This window comes from Rhizobium sp. Leaf311 (genome assembly GCF_001423445.1).
In the GTDB taxonomy this organism is placed as follows: Bacteria; Pseudomonadota; Alphaproteobacteria; order Rhizobiales; family Rhizobiaceae; genus Agrobacterium.
Map to the genome: position 1 here is coordinate 922,967 of NZ_LMNZ01000004.1, position 16,631 is coordinate 939,597.

Annotated in this window: 13 protein-coding genes and 1 tRNA gene; 8 read left to right on the forward strand and 6 right to left on the reverse strand. The window is 56.9% G+C overall.

The genetic code is table 11. From position 1 onward, the window contains the following. Positions 1-85: 85 nt before the first annotated feature. The 3 genes from ASF69_RS10225 to ASF69_RS10235 all read right to left on the reverse strand — a co-directional run bounded on the left by ASF69_RS10225 (position 86) and on the right by ASF69_RS10235 (position 6,072). On the reverse strand, positions 86-3,895 hold the full coding sequence (locus ASF69_RS10225; RefSeq protein WP_062587287.1) for a vitamin B12-dependent ribonucleotide reductase: 3,810 nt from the start codon (positions 3,893-3,895) through the stop codon (positions 86-88). A gap of 688 nt (positions 3,896-4,583) precedes the next feature. After that, positions 4,584-5,081 carry a xanthine phosphoribosyltransferase gene (gene gpt / locus ASF69_RS10230; protein WP_062587135.1) on the reverse strand — a complete coding sequence of 166 codons (498 nt, stop codon included), beginning with the start codon at positions 5,079-5,081 and terminating at the stop codon, positions 4,584-4,586. A gap of 133 nt (positions 5,082-5,214) precedes the next feature. Then, the gene (locus ASF69_RS10235; RefSeq protein WP_062587136.1) at positions 5,215-6,072 is read right to left on the reverse strand and encodes a GGDEF domain-containing protein; all 858 of its coding nucleotides are present in this window, start codon (positions 6,070-6,072) and stop codon (positions 5,215-5,217) included. 482 nt (positions 6,073-6,554) lie between these two features. On the opposite strand from ASF69_RS10235, the gene ASF69_RS10240 reads away from it, so the two are divergent. The 3 genes from ASF69_RS10240 (at position 6,555) to ASF69_RS10250 (ending at position 7,859) form a co-directional block, all read left to right on the forward strand. Beyond that, positions 6,555-6,629, forward strand: a tRNA-Glu gene (locus ASF69_RS10240). A gap of 164 nt (positions 6,630-6,793) precedes the next feature. After that, on the forward strand, positions 6,794-7,237 hold the full coding sequence (locus tag ASF69_RS10245; protein ID WP_062587137.1) for a VOC family protein: 444 nt from the start codon (positions 6,794-6,796) through the stop codon (positions 7,235-7,237). Positions 7,238-7,328: 91 nt separating this feature from the next. Next, a complete protein-coding gene (locus ASF69_RS10250; RefSeq protein WP_082469668.1) occupies positions 7,329-7,859 on the forward strand; it encodes a lipocalin family protein in 531 nt (176 codons plus the stop codon). A gap of 71 nt (positions 7,860-7,930) precedes the next feature. Here ASF69_RS10250 and ASF69_RS10255 read toward each other — a convergent pair whose 3' ends face one another. Beyond that, complete coding sequence (locus tag ASF69_RS10255) at positions 7,931-8,776, reverse strand: PhnA-like protein (RefSeq protein ID WP_112961830.1); 846 nt, start codon at positions 8,774-8,776, stop codon at positions 7,931-7,933. A 251-nt stretch (positions 8,777-9,027) separates the two neighbouring features. After that, complete coding sequence (locus ASF69_RS10260; protein ID WP_062587139.1) at positions 9,028-9,900, reverse strand: ATP-binding protein; 873 nt, start codon at positions 9,898-9,900, stop codon at positions 9,028-9,030. A 233-nt stretch (positions 9,901-10,133) separates the two neighbouring features. Between ASF69_RS10260 and yajC the strand changes: the two genes are divergently transcribed. The 5 genes from yajC (at position 10,134) to ASF69_RS10285 (ending at position 14,973) form a co-directional block, all read left to right on the forward strand. Further along, positions 10,134-10,490: a preprotein translocase subunit YajC gene (gene yajC / locus ASF69_RS10265; protein ID WP_062587140.1), complete on the forward strand. Its 357-nt coding sequence runs from the start codon at positions 10,134-10,136 to the stop codon at positions 10,488-10,490. Between the two features lie 62 nt (positions 10,491-10,552). Next, positions 10,553-13,117, forward strand: coding sequence for a protein translocase subunit SecDF (secDF, locus tag ASF69_RS10270; protein WP_062587141.1), 2,565 nt, complete (start codon positions 10,553-10,555; stop codon positions 13,115-13,117). Next, positions 13,117-13,509 carry an Mth938-like domain-containing protein gene (locus ASF69_RS10275; protein ID WP_062587142.1) on the forward strand — a complete coding sequence of 131 codons (393 nt, stop codon included), beginning with the start codon at positions 13,117-13,119 and terminating at the stop codon, positions 13,507-13,509. Before secDF ends, ASF69_RS10275 begins: the two co-directional genes overlap by 1 nt. Before the next feature lie 15 nt (positions 13,510-13,524). Beyond that, on the forward strand, positions 13,525-14,373 hold the full coding sequence (locus tag ASF69_RS10280; RefSeq protein WP_062587143.1) for a phytoene/squalene synthase family protein: 849 nt from the start codon (positions 13,525-13,527) through the stop codon (positions 14,371-14,373). Positions 14,374-14,466: 93 nt separating this feature from the next. Continuing rightward, a complete protein-coding gene (locus tag ASF69_RS10285; protein ID WP_082469669.1) occupies positions 14,467-14,973 on the forward strand; it encodes a hypothetical protein in 507 nt (168 codons plus the stop codon). Here the strand turns inward: ASF69_RS10285 and trmFO are convergent. Further along, entirely contained in the window at positions 14,913-16,394 is a 1,482-nt protein-coding gene (trmFO, locus tag ASF69_RS10290) for a methylenetetrahydrofolate--tRNA-(uracil(54)-C(5))-methyltransferase (FADH(2)-oxidizing) TrmFO (RefSeq protein ID WP_062587144.1), read from the reverse strand. The genes ASF69_RS10285 and trmFO overlap by 61 nt on opposite strands. Positions 16,395-16,631: the final 237 nt, after the last annotated feature.

Consider the following 16,631-nt stretch of genomic DNA (forward strand, 5'->3'; position numbering starts at 1 on the left):
TCTGGAAGTAAGAAACGAAAAAGGGCGGCTGATATCAAGCCGCCCCACTTCGATTACTCCATTAGAGATGGAGCACAGGTGTCAATCAAGAGCATCCGCTCGTTGCACCGCAAGTGTCGCACTTTTCGCATGTGCCGTTCCGCACCATGGTGAAGTTCTGGCACTCGGAGCACATGTTGCCGGTGTAGCCCTGGGCAATCGAGCGCATACGGCGTTCGGCTTCCTTTTTCTTGGCTTCCGTCTTGGCAGAGGCTGCGTCGGCGGCGGCTTTGTCGGAGAAGAGGGCGGTGGCTGCCTGTTCGGATTCGGTGGCCAGTGAGTCTTCTGCGATTTCTTCAGCCTGTTCCTTGGCGCGTTCCTCGTAATCACGCTTGAACGCGACGACTTCCGAGGTGGAAGCGGCAATGGCTGGCTCGAGCTTGCGGACGGTGTTGCCGGAGATCTGCGTCACGTTGCCGGAAGCGCGGGCAGGGGCGGCGGTGGCCGATCCCTTGGGCTCGGAAGCCGTACGCTCGCTGCCACTGCCGGAAACCAGCGTCGGCTTGTAACCGCGGGTCCAGCCGGTGGACAGAAGGTTTGTCTTGCCTTCCTGAATGCCCTTTCCGAGTGCCGTCTGCGAGAAGTCCGACGTATCCACGTGGGCCAGATCATGACGGCCAAGGTAGGAGACGGCGAGTTCGCGGAACACGTAGTCGAGGATCGATGTCGCATTCTTGATCGCGTCATTGCCGATGACCATGCCGGCTGGTTCGAACTTGGTGAAGGTGAAGGCCTCCACATATTCTTCCAGCGGCACGCCATATTGCAGGCCGAGCGAGATGGCGATGGCGAAGTTGTTCATCATCGCACGGAAAGCGGCGCCTTCCTTGTGCATGTCGATGAAGATTTCGCCGAGGCGTCCGTCACCGAATTCGCCGGTGCGCAGATAGACCTTGTGGCCGCCAACGGCTGCCTTCTGGGTGTAACCCTGACGGCGGTTCGGAAGCTTCTCACGCTCGCGGCTGACACGCTCGATCACGCGCTCGATGATCTTTTCGGTGATGGTGACGGCCTGCGCTGCCTGTGGCTGAGCGATCAGCTCGTCCAGTGCATCTTCGTTGTCATCATCTTCGACCAGCGAAGCGTTAAGCGGCTGGGAAAGCTTGGAGCCATCGCGGTAAAGCGCGTTGGCCTTCAAAGCCAGCTTCCAGGACAGCATGTAGGCTGCGCCGCAATCTTCAACCGTTGCATCATTCGGCATGTTGATGGTCTTGGAAATCGCACCCGAGATGAAGGGCTGCGCTGCCGCCATCATGCGGATGTGGCTTTCTACCGAGAGGTAACGCTTGCCGATCTTGCCGCATGGATTGGCGCAATCGAAAACAGGCAGATGCTCGTCCTTGAGGAACGGTGCGCCTTCCAGCGTCATCGCGCCGCAAACATGCACGTTGGCCGCTTCGATATCCTTCTTTGAGAAGCCGATGTGCTCAAGCAGGTTGAAGCTCATGTCCGACAGCTGCTCGTCGGAAACCTTGAGGGTCTCCTTGAGGAAGTCAGCGCCGAGCGTCCACTGGTTGAAGACGAACTTGATGTCGAAGGCGGCTTTCAGCGCGCCGTTGACGGCTTCGATCTTCTCATCGGTAAAGCCCTTGGCGCGTAGGGTCGATGCGTTGATGGCAGGAGCCTGGTTGAGATTGCCATGGCCGACTGCGTAGGCTTCGATCTCGGCGATCTGGCTTTCGGAGTAGCCGAGCGAGCGCAGGGATTCTGGCACAGCGCGGTTGATGATCTTGAAGTAGCCGCCACCGGCCAGTTTCTTGAACTTCACCAAAGCAAAGTCAGGCTCAATACCGGTCGTGTCGCAATCCATGACGAGGCCGATTGTGCCTGTCGGTGCGATAACGGTGGTCTGGGCGTTGCGGTAGCCATGCTTCTCGCCAAGCTCCAGAGCCCTGTCCCATGCGGCGACCGCGTGGGTGATGAGGTCAGGATCCGTGCAATCCGCATGGATGAGCGCAACCGGGTTTACCGACAGGCCTTCATAGCCATAGGCAAGACCCTGGGCAGCACGGCGGTGGTTCCTGATAACGCGCAGCATGTTGTCGCGGTTCGGCGCAAAGCCCGGGAAGGGGCCAAGCTCGCCAGCCATTTCAGCTGACGTTGCATAGGAAACGCCCGTCATGATGGCAGTCAAGGCACCGGCAATCGCACGGCCTTCATCGCTATCGTAAGGAATGCCCGAGGACATCAAGAGGCCGCCGATGTTGGCATACCCGAGGCCCAGCGTGCGGTATTCGTAAGAGCGTTCGGCAATTTCCTTGGATGGGAACTGCGCCATCATGACCGAGACTTCGAGAACAACAGTCCACAGACGGACGGCGTGTTCGTAATCGGCAATATCGATCTTCTTGGTCTGGGCGTCCTTGAACTGAAGCAGGTTCAGCGAAGCAAGGTTGCAGGCCGTATCGTCAAGGAACATGTATTCCGAGCAAGGGTTGGATGCGCGGATGGGGCCAGCGGCTGGCGATGTATGCCAGTCGTTCATGGTGGTGTTGAAGTGCAGGCCCGGGTCAGCCGATGCCCATGCGGCATGGGAAATCTTTTCCCATAGAGCGCGGGCCTTCAGTGTCTTCATGACCTTGCCGTCCTTGCGGGCGGTGAGGTTCCAGTCGCCATCGTCTTCAACGGCGCGCAGGAAGTCATCCTTCAGTGACACGGAGTTGTTGGAGTTCTGGCCCGAAACCGTGAGGTAGGCTTCCGAATCCCAATCGGTGTCGTAGGTCTTGAATTCGATTTCCTTGTAGCCCTGCTGGGCGAACTGGATGACGCGCTTGACGTAGTTCTCGGGAACCATGTCCTTCTTGGCAGCGCGGATTTCGCGCTTGAGGGCAGGGTTCTTGGCAGGGTCGAAGCAATCGCCATTATCTGCTTCGCAGTTCACGCAGGCCTTCATGATGGCCTTGAGGTGCTTGGCAACGATCTTGGAACCGGTAACGAGGGCAGCAACCTTCTGCTCTTCGTTCACCTTCCAGTCGATGTAAGCTTCGATATCGGGGTGATCGGCATCAACAACGACCATCTTGGCCGCACGACGGGTGGTGCCGCCGGACTTGATGGCGCCAGCTGCGCGGTCACCGATCTTGAGGAAGCTCATGAGGCCGGAGGAGCGACCGCCGCCGGACAGTTTTTCGCCTTCGCCACGCAGGTAGGAGAAGTTGGAGCCGGTGCCGGAACCGTATTTGAACAGGCGCGCTTCACGAACCCAAAGATCCATGATGCCGCCTTCATTGACCAGATCGTCTTCAACGGACTGGATGAAGCAGGCATGGGGCTGCGGGTGTTCGTAAGACGACTTGGACTTGGTCAGCTTGCCGGTGAAGGGGTCGACATAGAAGTGGCCCTGGCCGGGACCATCGATGCCATAGGCCCAATGCAGGCCGGTGTTGAACCACTGTGGAGAGTTTGGCGCAACGCGCTGGGTTGCCAGCATGTAAGCCAGCTCATCCTTGAAGGCGAGGGCGTCTTCTTCCGAGGAGAAATACTTGCCCTTCCAGCCCCAGTAAGCCCATGTGCCGGCGAGACGGTCAAAAACCTGACGCGCATCGATCTCGGAGCCGTAACGCTCACCTTCGGGAATATCCTTCATCGCCTTTTCATCGGCAACAGAGCGCCAGAGGAAGGAAGGAACGTCGTTTTCCTCAACCTTCTTCAGACGGGCAGGGACGCCAGCCTTGCGGAAATATTTCTGCGCCAGAACGTCTGTCGCAACCTGTGAGAACTGCGCGGGAACGTCGATATCGGCCAGGCGGAAGACGATGGAGCCATCCGGGTTCTTGATCTCGCTGACCGCCTTTCGGAATTCAATCTCTGCATAGGGAGACTGGCCGGGCTTGGTGAAGCGGCGTTCGATGCGCATTGTCTTAATCCTCGTCTTGGGCGCCCAGGGCCAGGGCGCAAAAATTCTCTCCGGCTTCGCGCCTCGTACGCGCAGCCGGTTGATGTCTTTCGCAGTTGAAACGATCATCTTTGGATGTCGTTCCTCTATCTCGTGGTGATTTCGGCTGCAAGCATACCATATATAGTATTAACAGTTTGCTGTCGCCATATATCCCGCATTTGTTTTGGCAACATGTTTCCGTTCACAAACAGCTGATTGCGTTCCACCCCCTCATGGCCGGAACGCAGGCAAACGCGTGAACTGAAACTGGAAAGAACCTGTGGTGAGAAACCCGATTCCATTGCCGCCGCAACATGACATTACATTGCGGGATATGAGGTGATTCCGTCAAGGCCTAGTTTGAAGGGCTTTATTAACCACAAGATATTGTGTGGGGCGCCTGTGGAAAACGGGGAAAGAAAAAGGCATTATAAAATTCAGTAACTTGGATCAATTTTAACCATATTTGAGCCGACGTCCTCACGTTGCGGAAGGCGACTATCTTCTTTTTTCGCGCAAAATTTCAGTGTTGTGTACAAGCAACAGAAGGGTGATTTCCACAGAAGCCGATTTTCGTGTTGACGAGACAATTTTCGAAAAACGGACATGAAAAAGGCCACCCGAAGGCAGCCTTTGAAACCGGTATGGTGGTACAGAAAAACGGCATTTAGCCGCGAGAGCCCTTTGCAATCGGCTCCTGATAGGTGAAGCCGAGATCCCATGGGAAATAGATCCACGTGTCCTGGCTGACTTCTGTAATGAAGGTGTCGATGGTCGGCACGCCCTTGGGCTTGGCGTAGACGCAGGCGAAATGAGCCTTGGGCAGCATTTCCCGCACTTCGATTGCCGTTTTGCCGGTATCGGTCAGGTCGTCGATGACGAGAATGCCTTCGCCGCCCTTTTCCAGCAATTCAGGAGAGATGCCTTTCAAGAGCTGCGTCTCACCCTGATTGATATAATCATGGCGCGTTGCGATGCAGACGGTATCGATGAGGCGGATGTTCAATTCGCGCGAGATGATCGCTGCGGGAACAAGGCCACCGCGCGTAATGCAGACGATGGCGGTGAACTCCTGGTCCAGGCCGGCCAGACGCCATGCCAGAGCACGGGCATCACGGTGAAATTGATCCCATGAGACGGGAAAGGCTTTATCGGGAAGGGACATGGGGCGTCTACCATCTGGTCAAAATTGTCGATGGCTTTGGCTAATAGCGGCAACATCGCCAGAAAGGCAAGGGCGGGAGGTCTTTCTATGGATTGTTTCCCGCCTTGCCGCGCAAAAAAAGCCAAGTGGCCGTCTATTGGCTTTTGTCGGCAAAGGCACCGATCACGCGGTTTCGACCTGTTTCCTTCGCGCGGTAAAGGGCTGCGTCGGCGCGACGCAACAATTGCTGTAAACGCTCGTCAGCTTCGGCCTGGACAACGCCGAAGCTGCAGGTGATGCGTCCCTTGGGGAGGGGTTCGAGATAGCACTCCTGAAACGCAGCCCGCAGTCGCTCGGCAATCTTCAGCGCCGCTTCACCGGAGGTGCGGGGCAAGATGATGCAGAATTCCTCGCCGCCAATGCGCGAGGCGAGATCGTAAGGGCGCAGAGAGTCCTTCACGATTTCCCCAACGATCATCAGCACGTTGTCGCCTACATCATGGCCGTAATCGTCATTGATCATCTTGAAGTTATCGAGATCGAACAGGACCATTGAGAGGGGCTCGCCCGCCCTTTGGGCGCGGGACTGCAATCCGGGAACCTGCTCGGTCAGCGAGCGGCGGTTACCCAGGCCGGTCAGAAAGTCCGTGGTGGCCTGATGCTTCAGCTTCTTCGTCAGTTCTTCCAGCTGTACGAGAATCGATTTGGTCGCGTCCGTCACCACGGCGATCTCATCCTTGCCGGGCGCATGAAGTTTGAGAACGCACTTGTCGTCAGGATATTTCTGCAGAGCCGCTGCCAGATGTTGGAGCGGCCTGATGAACCGCCACATCACCAACAGGCACACCCCCGTGCCGACAACAGTCGCGACCAATATCAACGTGAAAATGGAGACCGGGCCGGTGTCCAGGCCGGTTAGAAGATAAACGACCAGGGCGATCAGAGGGACGTGAACACTCAGGAAAGAAACGAGAAAAATCTTGGCAATCAGTGAGCGTTGCAGAATTGACATCAGCGGGCGTCTCTCAGTCTCTGTCCTGACCCGGTATGGTGACGGATCGTTTTGAAATTCAACGGGAAACGAAATCGACTTCAAACAAAGCAATTCCGTGGCGATGCGCGACGGAATGTATTCACGGAATCTAATTTTTCAATTCCTGATGTTGTAGATGATTTATCTTGTGGCCGCACTTCGTGGATAACCCATGCGCTGCAGTTGCTCGGTTGCCATGTCCAGCAAGCGCTTTCAGGATTTTTGCCAGTCGGGATCGGTAGATGAAAAGCGGGCAGATTCTCTGGCTACCAAGGCTCGAAACAGGACATCGCGCCAACCCATCGCTAATTCACACACAAAATAAGCCCCTGTTTTGAATGAACAATCCTTGTTTTTCAGGGCGTCTGGGCGGCTCCGTCATTTTTTTGTCAAAAGGTGCATTTTCCCGCTTGCGGTATCAAAAAGCTCTGACTATAAGGGCGCCACACCGCAAGTGTTACGCGCCCTTCGTCTATCGGTTAGGACGTCAGATTTTCATTCTGAAAAGAGGGGTTCGACTCCCCTAGGGCGTACCACTTATCCATTCTCTCCTCGTTATTCTTATGCCGCTGCCAAGAATTGGCCGAATGTGTCTGCGAATAGCTGACGAGCTCTCCCTCCCATTCGTCGGTCCAGTTTCGCAGTTGACGGAACGCTCGATACGGCGATTGTAGCATCCGGCATTCCGGAGGAGAGATCAGTGACATCAGCCGCACCATTTTCGCTTGTTGGTATAGACCACGTCGTTCTTTTGGTGGACGACATGGGCAAGGCCCTTCGTTTCTATCATGAGGTCATGGGCTGCCGACCGGGCTATTCCTATCCCGCCCTGGGCATGGAGCAAGTATGGTGTGGCGCATCGCTGATCGTGTTGTGGGATATCACGCATCCCGGCGGGCAGAAGGCTGCGCCACCTGTGGCTGGCGGTCGCAATGTTGATCACATCTGTATAGCGACGGGACCATTCGAGCATGATGCCCTGCGGGTGCATCTTGAAAATCATGGTGTGGCCATTCACCGGGAAGCGATGCATGGCGGGGCGAGGGGCATGGGTCACTCCTTCTATATTTATGATCCCTTCGGCAATATGCTGGAGATAAAGGGACCGGCAGAATATCCGGACGGGCGTGAACAGGCTTCGTGACGCCCCAGAACACGCTTTCCTGAACTGGCGCCATGCAACCTGCTTGCAAAACGGGAGTTGTTACGCAAATAGAATTTGCGGAGCATTAACCATGACAACATTCATTCGCCCGCTTGCGGCCGCCTTGGCCTTCTGCGGTCTCAGCGCCTGCCTTGTTGACGAAGCCAAGGCGGAAACCGGCGTCGTTCGCACCGAAATGTCGCATTACACCGGCAAGTGGCTGGAAATCGGGCGTACCCCCATGTGGCTAACGGATGGTTGCGTCGCAGGTTTCACCATCTACAAACCCGGCGATGCACCCAATAAGATCGCCGTCCAGGATGGCTGTCGCGAGGGCTCACCGCAGGGAGATTTGAAGACCGTAGAGGGCATAGGAACGATCAGCGATTACAAGGCAACCAATGCGAAGCTGAAAGTCCGGTACCCTCTGTTCATCACATTCAATTATTGGGTCAGATACCAGTCGCCGGACCGCAGCTGGTTCATCAGTTCCGATCCAGACATGAAAAACCTCTGGATTTACGCACGAAGCGTGCCGTCTAAAGCCAAGTTGGCAGTAATGGTAAAGAAAGCAAAGGATCTGGGATACGACACCAGCAAGCTGGAATTTCCGGAGTTCTAAAAAAACGAGCCTGAAGTCAAAAAAATGCCCGCGTTGACCGCGGGCATTTCTGTTTCTGTCAGATGGATTGTTTACTGAACAACGGTTTCGCGACGGCGTTCGGTATGGGCAGCACCCATATTGCCACCAAAGAGAGCGGCAACCGCACCAAGAAGCAGTGCACCAAATGCGACATAGGAACCAGTCGATACGGCAGTCGCCGTTGCCTGGGCAGCCTCGGTAGCGCGGACCTTGGCCTGTTCTACAGCCTGCTTGTACTGGTTTTCATAGTCTGTGACCTGCTGACGGGCCTGATCGACAGGAATTCCCTGGGCGCGAGCAAGAGCGTCTGCTGCACGGTTGCGTGCATCTTCCGCCTGGGCCTGATCTCCTGTCAGGGCTGCACGAACGGCGCTGACCGCCGCATCACGCAGAGCCTGCGGATCGTTGCCGCCGCTTGCTTCACGAATTCGCTGCTCGATCGTTGCAACCGGGTTGCTGGCATTGGCTAACGAAGGCGCTGCAGCAGTGGTTGCCGTGGCAATTGTCGAACCTGCGCCCGAGAAAACGCTGGTTACGCCGGAGAACGCACCACCGACCAGTGCACCAACGGAAGTGGTCAGCATGTAGAAGACGACGAGCGTGGTGACGGCCCATGTGGTCAGGCCGTGCAGGGCGCCCGTCGAGCGTACGACTCGGCCAGACATGCGGCTGGCGACATAAGCGCCGACGAAGGCTGCAATGATGCCGCTGACAATCATCCAGATGACAGAGCCGGTGGACAGCGAAGCCGCCGTTGGCGTGTCATTCTGCGCTGGGTCGATAACGCCTGCACCGATGGCAAGGCCAAGAAGATTGAGAAGCAGGTGAAGGGAAAGGGCAATCGCCACGCCGGCGAAAACACCACCCCAAGAAATATTGGTAATCGAATCCCGCATGACAGGAGCGCGAACGCCTGTTGTGGACGATGTATATATTGTCTGATCAGTCATTATTGATCTCCTGTGAAGCAACGCGAGATCGCGTGTGCCATCACAACGGAAATTTTGTCCGTTAGTTCCGCCGCTGACTAGGAAATACTAATTTAGACCGAGCGTCTTTCTGACGCAATTATCGCTTTCTATTTCAAGCATTTGCGACGGCGCTGCATCTGAGCGCGCCGCCCCTCAGAAGTGGCTGACGTGAAATCTTACCTGTCCAGGCGTTTACGTAACCGTCCCGCGAGATCCTGAATATATTGCCATGCTACACGACCGGACCTACCGCCACGTGTCGTTGCCCACTGCAATGCCTCGTGATGCAGGGTTTCGCGGTCCAATCCGAGGTCGAAATGGTCAGCGTAGCCATCGATCATGATAAGGTAGTCGTCCTGACTGCATTTGTGAAAACCGAGCCAAAGCCCGAATCGGTCGGACAGCGATACTTTTTCTTCGACTGCCTCCGAGGGATTGATGGCTGTCGACTGCTCATTCTCCATCATGTGCCGCGGCAAAAGATGTCGGCGGTTCGACGTTGCGTAGAAGAGGACATTGTCCGGGCGACCCTCAATGCCGCCATCCAGTGCTGCCTTCAGCGATTTGTAGGCGGTGTCGTCGTGGTCAAAGGACAGGTCGTCGCAGAACACGATGACGCGCTGGTCTGACGTCTTCAGGATGTCCATGAGAGCTGGCAGGGTGTGAACGTCCTCGCGGTGGACTTCCACCAGCTTCAGCGGCACGCCAGCCGCCACCCGCACGTCTTCGTGAACGGCTTTGACGAGCGATGATTTACCCATGCCGCGCGCACCCCATAAAAGCACGTTGTTTGCGGCAAAGCCCTCTGCGAACCGCAGGGTGTTTTCGTGAAGGATATCGCGAACATGATCGACACCACGAATGAGTTTCAGCGCAACGCGGTTGGGCCGTGCGACGGGCTGAAGCCAGGAATTGACCGGCACCCAGACGAAGCAATCCGCGCTGTTCCAGTCATTTACAGCGGGTGCAGGGCCAGCAAGACGTTCCAGGGCTGCCGCCAGACGGCGTACTTCGGAAAGCAAAGCCAGATTTGTTTCGTCCGATGTCATCTTGTCGTCTCCAGCACGATCTGAAACGTCTGATCCATCTTGTATGAAGCGGGCGCTACAGTAGAATTTACGCGGGTTAGCATGGTGTTTATCGCCTTGAAAGGTTATGAGGCGTGGAAACGGTACGGCGGACTGTCCGTGTCTGTTGCATTCTAGGGGATCGCAACTATATTCCGGCGGCTTGAAAGCCGGCCAGTGGCTAAGACTGCGCCCGAAAATCTGAGGAGTTCTTTATGTTCATTAGCCAAGCTTTTGCCCAGGACGCGGCAGCTGCCCCTTCCGCTCTCGGGTCTGGCCTTGAAATGCTTTTCCTGTTTGCCCCGCTCATGGTGGTCTGGTATTTTTTCCTGATCCGTCCGCAGCGGGCGCAGTTGAAGAAGCGTCAGGAAACGCTGACGGCTATTCGCCGTGGTGATCAGGTCGTTCTCGGCGGCGGCATCGTCGGCAAGGTGACCAAGGTCATCGACGATAGCGAGCTGGAAGTCGAAATTGCCGAAGGCGTGAAGGTTCGTGCATCGCGCACCTATATCGCCGAAGTGCGCGTCAAGGGTGAGCCGGTGAAAACCGAAGCCCCTGCAAACACCAAGTAACAATAAGCAGGTTGCGGCTAACGCAGCCTGGGTTCTGACACCCAACCCTGACCGAGACCTAAATGCTTCATTTTTCCCGCTGGAAAACAGCCTTTATCTGGCTTGCCGTGCTGATAAGCGTGTTCATCGCTTCTCCTAATCTGTTCACCGACAAGCAGCTGGAGGGTATGCCTTCCTGGTACAAGGACAATAAGGTAACGCTAGGTCTCGACCTTCAGGGTGGCTCCCACATCATGCTCAAGATCGAGCGTTCCGACATCGTGAAGGAACGTCTCGAAACCATTGTGGGCGATGTGCGCACGCAGTTGAGAGACGCAAACATCCGCTATTCCGGCCTCGCCGGAAACGGCCAGCAGATTCAGGTTCGCATCAGCGACCCCGCGCAATACGAGGCCGCAAAGACGGCCTTGCGGGATGTCGTGCTGCCTGTCTCTTCCGGCACTCTGGTCGGCACATCGATCACGGAAGTGACGATGAGCGATGGTGGTGACAATCTCCTGCGCCTCAATCTGACGGATGAGGGAATCAATTATCGCCTGTCTTCGGCTGTCTCCCAGTCGATCGAAGTCGTTCGCCGCCGCGTGGACGAAGTCGGTACGACCGAGCCGCTCATCCAGCGTCAGGGCTCGGACCGCATCATCGTTCAGGTTCCCGGTCTGCAGGACCCACAGCGCCTGAAGTCGCTGTTGAACCAGACGGCCAAGCTGTCATTCCGCATGGTCGATACGTCCATGCCGGTCCAGGAAGCCCTGAACGGTCGTCCTCCGGCAACGTCGGAAATCCTCTATTCGCAGGACGATCCTCCGGTCCCCTATCTGGTGGAACGCCGGGCACTGGTTTCGGGCGACAACCTCGTGGATTCGCAGGCCAGCTTCAATCAGCAGACCAATGAACCCGTCGTCACCTTCCGTTTCGACAGCCGTGGCGCGCAGCGTTTTGCGCAGGCCACCCAGCAGAATGTCGGCAAGCCTTTCGCAATCGTTCTCGACAATCAGGTCATCTCCGCGCCTGTGATCCGCGAACCTATCATCGGCGGTTCCGGCCAGATTTCCGGCAACTTCTCGGTTCAGGGCGCCAATGACCTCGCAGTTCTGCTGCGTGCAGGTGCTCTTCCGGCTACGCTGACGGTTGTTGAAGAACGCACCGTTGGCCCAAGCCTTGGTAGCGACTCTATCAATGCAGGCCTGATGGCCAGCGGCATCGGTGCCGCCGCCGTCGTCATCTTCATGTTCGTTTTCTACGGCTTCTTCGGCCTGCTGGCGAACATCGCGCTGATCGTCAACATCGTCATGCTGCTGGCCGTGCTCAGTATCATCGGTTCGACGCTGACCTTGCCGGGTATTGCCGGTATCGTTTTGACCATCGGTATGGCGGTCGACTCCAACGTTCTGATCTACGAGCGTATTCGTGAAGAGGTGAGGAGCGGCAAGCCGCTGATTTCTTCGCTAGAGAGCGGTTTTACCCGAGCCTTTGCGACCATCATGGATGCGAACATCACGACCCTGATCGTTGCCAGCGTTCTGTTCTACATGGGTACGGGTCCGGTCAAGGGCTTTGCGGTTACGCTCGCCGTGGGTATCGTTACCACCGTGTTCACCGCCTACACGCTGACCGCGTGGATGTTTGGTGTGTGGGTTCGTCGCAGCCGTCCGAAGGTTCTGCCAAAGGGAATTCGCACCGCGATTTTCGATGGCAAGGACATACCTTTCATGCGCTATCGTCGCTATGTCTTCATCTTGAGCGGCATTGTCATGCTCGCTTGCGTTGGCGGCTTCGCGACCAAGGGCCTGAACCTCGGCATCGATTTCCAGGGCGGCTCCGTTATCGAGGTCAAGGCTAAGCAGGGCGATGCCGATATCGCGGATATCCGTGATCGCCTGAGCCAGCTGAACCTGGGTGAAATCCAGGCCCAGGGCTTTGGAACGGCGCAGGATGTGCTGATCCGCATTCAGGCGCAGGAAGGCGGCGAAAATGCCGAACAGTCTGCAATCACGCTGGTGCGTGGCGAGCTTGAGGATAAATACGAGTTCCGCCGCGTTGAAGTGGTTGGTCCGGCTGTTTCGGGCGATCTGACCTTCACCTCCACCATCGGCATTGCGCTCGCCATGGTCGCCATCATGGCCTATATCTGGGTGCGCTTCGAATGGCAGTTCGCGCTCGGCGCCATCATCTCGATGGTTCATGACGTGGTCTTCACCATCGGTCTGTTCGTGTTCTTAGGAATCGAATTCAACCTCACCAGTATCGCTGCCATTCTGACGATTATCGGTTACTCCTTGAACGATACGGTGGTCATCTACGACCGTATTCGAGAAAACCTGCGTCGCTACAAGAAGATGCCGCTTTCCATGATAATCGACGTTTCGCTGAACCAGACACTTTCGCGTACGATCCTGACCGGTCTTACCGTTATGCTGGCGCTGCTTGCGCTCTACCTGTTCGGCGGCGAAGTCATTCGCTCCTTCACATTCGCCATGCTGTTTGGTGTCGGTATCGGCGTCTTCTCGTCGGTCTATATTGCCGCACCGGTGCTGATTGCCTTCAAGCTTCGTCCGTCTGGCAATGATGCTGAAGACGACAAGGCCGAGGCCAAGAATGGCGCCATCGGCGGCAAGCCGGCCGTCTGATGGCAGGTGGTATAGAAATACGCCCGGCCCATTTCCCCGGCCGGGCGCCCATCGATGCATACGGCAATGGCGGTTTTCGTTTCGCCGACATGTCGCATCGCGGGTCAATTTTGTGTCTGCCGTCAGGAATTCACGGTTGGAATGTTACCGATCCCGCAAAGATCACTCTTGAGGATCTCTCGAAAGCCATCGAGCAGGCTGGTGAGATAGAGTTTCTGCTGGTCGGAACAGGTGATGGAATGCGCCTTCTTCCCAAAGAACTGAGAGCAGCCTTGAAAGAAGCCGGTATTTCTGTTGACGCCATGAGCACAGGTGCCGCAGTGCGGACCTACAATATCATGCTCTCGGAATCACGCGCCGTTGCAGCGGCGCTCGTTGCCGTGGAAGGCTGAGAGGCGCTTACAGCCATGACGCAGCAGGACACCACCATTGATCCATGCCTGACGACCCTGCGCGATACGGATCGTGATCGGTATCTCGCGTGCCTTTTGGCGCCCGCTGACAAGCGTCCTGCACTTGCCGCTCTCTACGCCTTCAACGCGGAGATCGCCCGCATCCGTGATCTGGTCCGCGAACCGCTTCCCGGCGAAGTCAGAATGCAATGGTGGCGTGATCTGCTGGAAGGCACGCCCCACGGTGAAAGCCTTGCCAACCCCGTGGCATCGGCTCTTCTGGACGCTGTCGAAGCTCACAAGCTTCCGCGTCAAACACTGATCAACATGATCGAAGCGCGAATATTCGATCTCTACGACGACGTCTTCGAGGACCGAAACGCGCTGGAAGGCTATGCCGGGGAAACGGCATCGGCACTTATTCAGCTTGCCAGTATTGTGCTTTCGCCAGAGGATGCAGTCCGCAATGCTGAGACCGCTGGCCATGCCGGGGTTGCGCAGGTGATGGCCGGTATGCTTCTGCTCATGCCTCTGCACCGACGCCGGGGACAGGTCTACATTCCCGGCGATATGCTCGCTGCTGCCGGTCTCGACCGTGAAACATTTCTGGAGGGGCAGGACAAGGAACGAATCTCCGCTGCCATCGAGATATTCTGCACCCATGCGCAGGACCATCTGGCAAGCGCGCGCAGAGTAGCGATCGCCAAGTCCGTATTTCCTGCCTTCATCCCGGTTGCGCTCGCTGGCAGTGCCATTTCTGCGGCAAAAAGGGCCGGGGCATCGCTATTGGAGAAGCCGATTCAGCCATCGCAGCTTCATCGGCAATGGCTCCTGGCCAAGGCATCGTTTCTGAAACGTTTCTGATGTTCTCAATATTCGCACAAGGCTGGATGCTTAAGAACCGGCTTTCAGGTGAATGTTACCGCTCATAAAGAGCAGCTGCATGGAGCGACATCTATGAACCCCGAAATCTGGTTACTCATTCTGGTTCCATTGGGCTTTTTCGGGGTCTATGTCTGGCGTCTGAAACGCGATCCCGATGACGAGGATCTTCGTGATACGGGGCAGGCAATTCTGGATTTCTCGCGCGCTTTCCCCACCGAAGCCATTCGCAGCCTGCACATGACCGAGGATGCAAAGACGGTGTTTGTGCGGCTGCATGATAACAAGGCCGGCTTCATGCGCAACATGGGCAAGCATCATGCCTGCATGTTGATCGATCCGGAGCGCATCACGGTCGAGCATCTTGAAACGGGCGATGGCTTTGTCGTCACATTTCTGGATAACCAGAAATATAGCGGAGCCTATCGTTTCAAGTCACCGGGCGAAGCGGCGGAAGTATCCTTGTGGCTGCTCGGCAGCTATCTGGAAGCTGCCGAGGTCGAGCCGAAGGTCGATGCCGATCAGGCTGCCGAGGCGCCTGAAGCAGAAGATGCGTTGCCTTCGCCATCGTCTTCCGGCTGAGCGAAGACAGGGGCGGGTACGCCCAGCCACGCAGCGCAATCGGTGAGAGCACGTCTTGCCATTAGCTGACGTTTCATGACCGTCTTATCTTTGCCGCGGAAACGCTTGACGCCTTCCGGCTTCACGATCGAGCCAGGTGCCAGTTCCGGAAACAATCCGAAATTGACGTTCATCGGCTGGAACGACCGCTTGCCCGGTTCCTCATCGGTGGAAAGATGGCCGCCGGTGATGTGGTTCAGCAGCGATCCCAGCGCGGTGGTGGCGGGCGGCAGGCTCACCGGCTCGCCTTTGCGCTCGGCGCTTGCAAAACGGCCCGTCAGCAAGCCGATGGACGCACTTTCGACATAGCCTTCACAGCCCGTGATCTGACCGGCGAAACGCAGAGACGGACGCGATTTCAGCCGCAGAGACGAATCCAGCAGAATGGGTGAGTCGATATAGGTGTTTCTGTGAAGCCCGCCGAGCCGGGCGAATTCGGCATTTTCCAGACCAGGAATCATGCGGAAGATATCCGCTTGGGTGCCGTATTTCAGCTTCGTCTGAAAGCCGACCATGTTGTAGAGCGTACCAAGAGCATTGTCCTGTCGGAGCTGCACGACCGCGTATGCCTTGACGGTGGGGTTATGGGCGTTGGTCAGGCCCATGGGCTTCATCGGGCCGTGACGAAGAGTTTCCCGTCCTCGCTCGGCCATGATTTCGATGGGCAGGCAGCCGTCGAAATAGGGTGTGCCCTCCCACTCCTTGAAGCCGACCGTATCGCCTGCGACCAGCGCATCGATGAAGGCGTTATATTGCTGCTCGTCCATTGGGCAGTTGATATAGTCCTTGCCGTTGCCACCGGGGCCGACCTTGTCGTAGCGCGACTGGTACCAGCAAATGTCCATGTTGATGCTGTCGCGGTGAACAATGGGGGCGATGGCATCGAAGAAGGCGAGCGCGTCCTCACCCGTTTCGGCCTGAATAGCGGCAGCAAGGTCCGGCGAGGTCAGGGGGCCCGTCGCGATGATGGTGTTGTCCCATTCCTCCGGCGGAAGGCCTGAAATCTCTTCGCGGACGATCGTTACCAGAGGATGCGCCTCCAGCATGGCTGTGACGGCTGCCGAAAAGCCATCACGATCCACAGCCAGAGCGCCGCCGGCAGGCACCTGATGCTTGTCGGCGCAGGCCATGATGAGCGAGCCGGCAAGCCGCATTTCGGCGTGTATGACACCTACCGCATTGGCCGTGGCGTCATCCGAGCGGAAAGAGTTGGAGCAGACGAGCTCAGCAAGCGAATCGCCCTTGTGCGCTTCGGTTGGGCGCACGCCGCGCATCTCGTGCAATATCACGGGAACGCCCGCTTGGGCGATCTGCCACGCAGCTTCCGAACCGGCCAGTCCACCGCCGACGACATGAATGGGGGAATAGGTCTTGTCTTGCATCGCGCACCCGCACCGCCGTACAGCACGTGAAGTGCTTTCAGGCGGACATGTTTGTTTGATTGTGAGCCCGCCAATCTCGGCAGGCAATTTTGCGGATGCAGTACCACGGGAGAGGGTAGAGGCCAAACATTTTCGGTGGCGGAGAAATATGAGGCAACAGCGACGCCGTCATCCTCTGGCTTGCCCTGAGGGTTTATTCACATTGAATGTCGGGGGTTAGTGCGGTCCTCGGGCCAA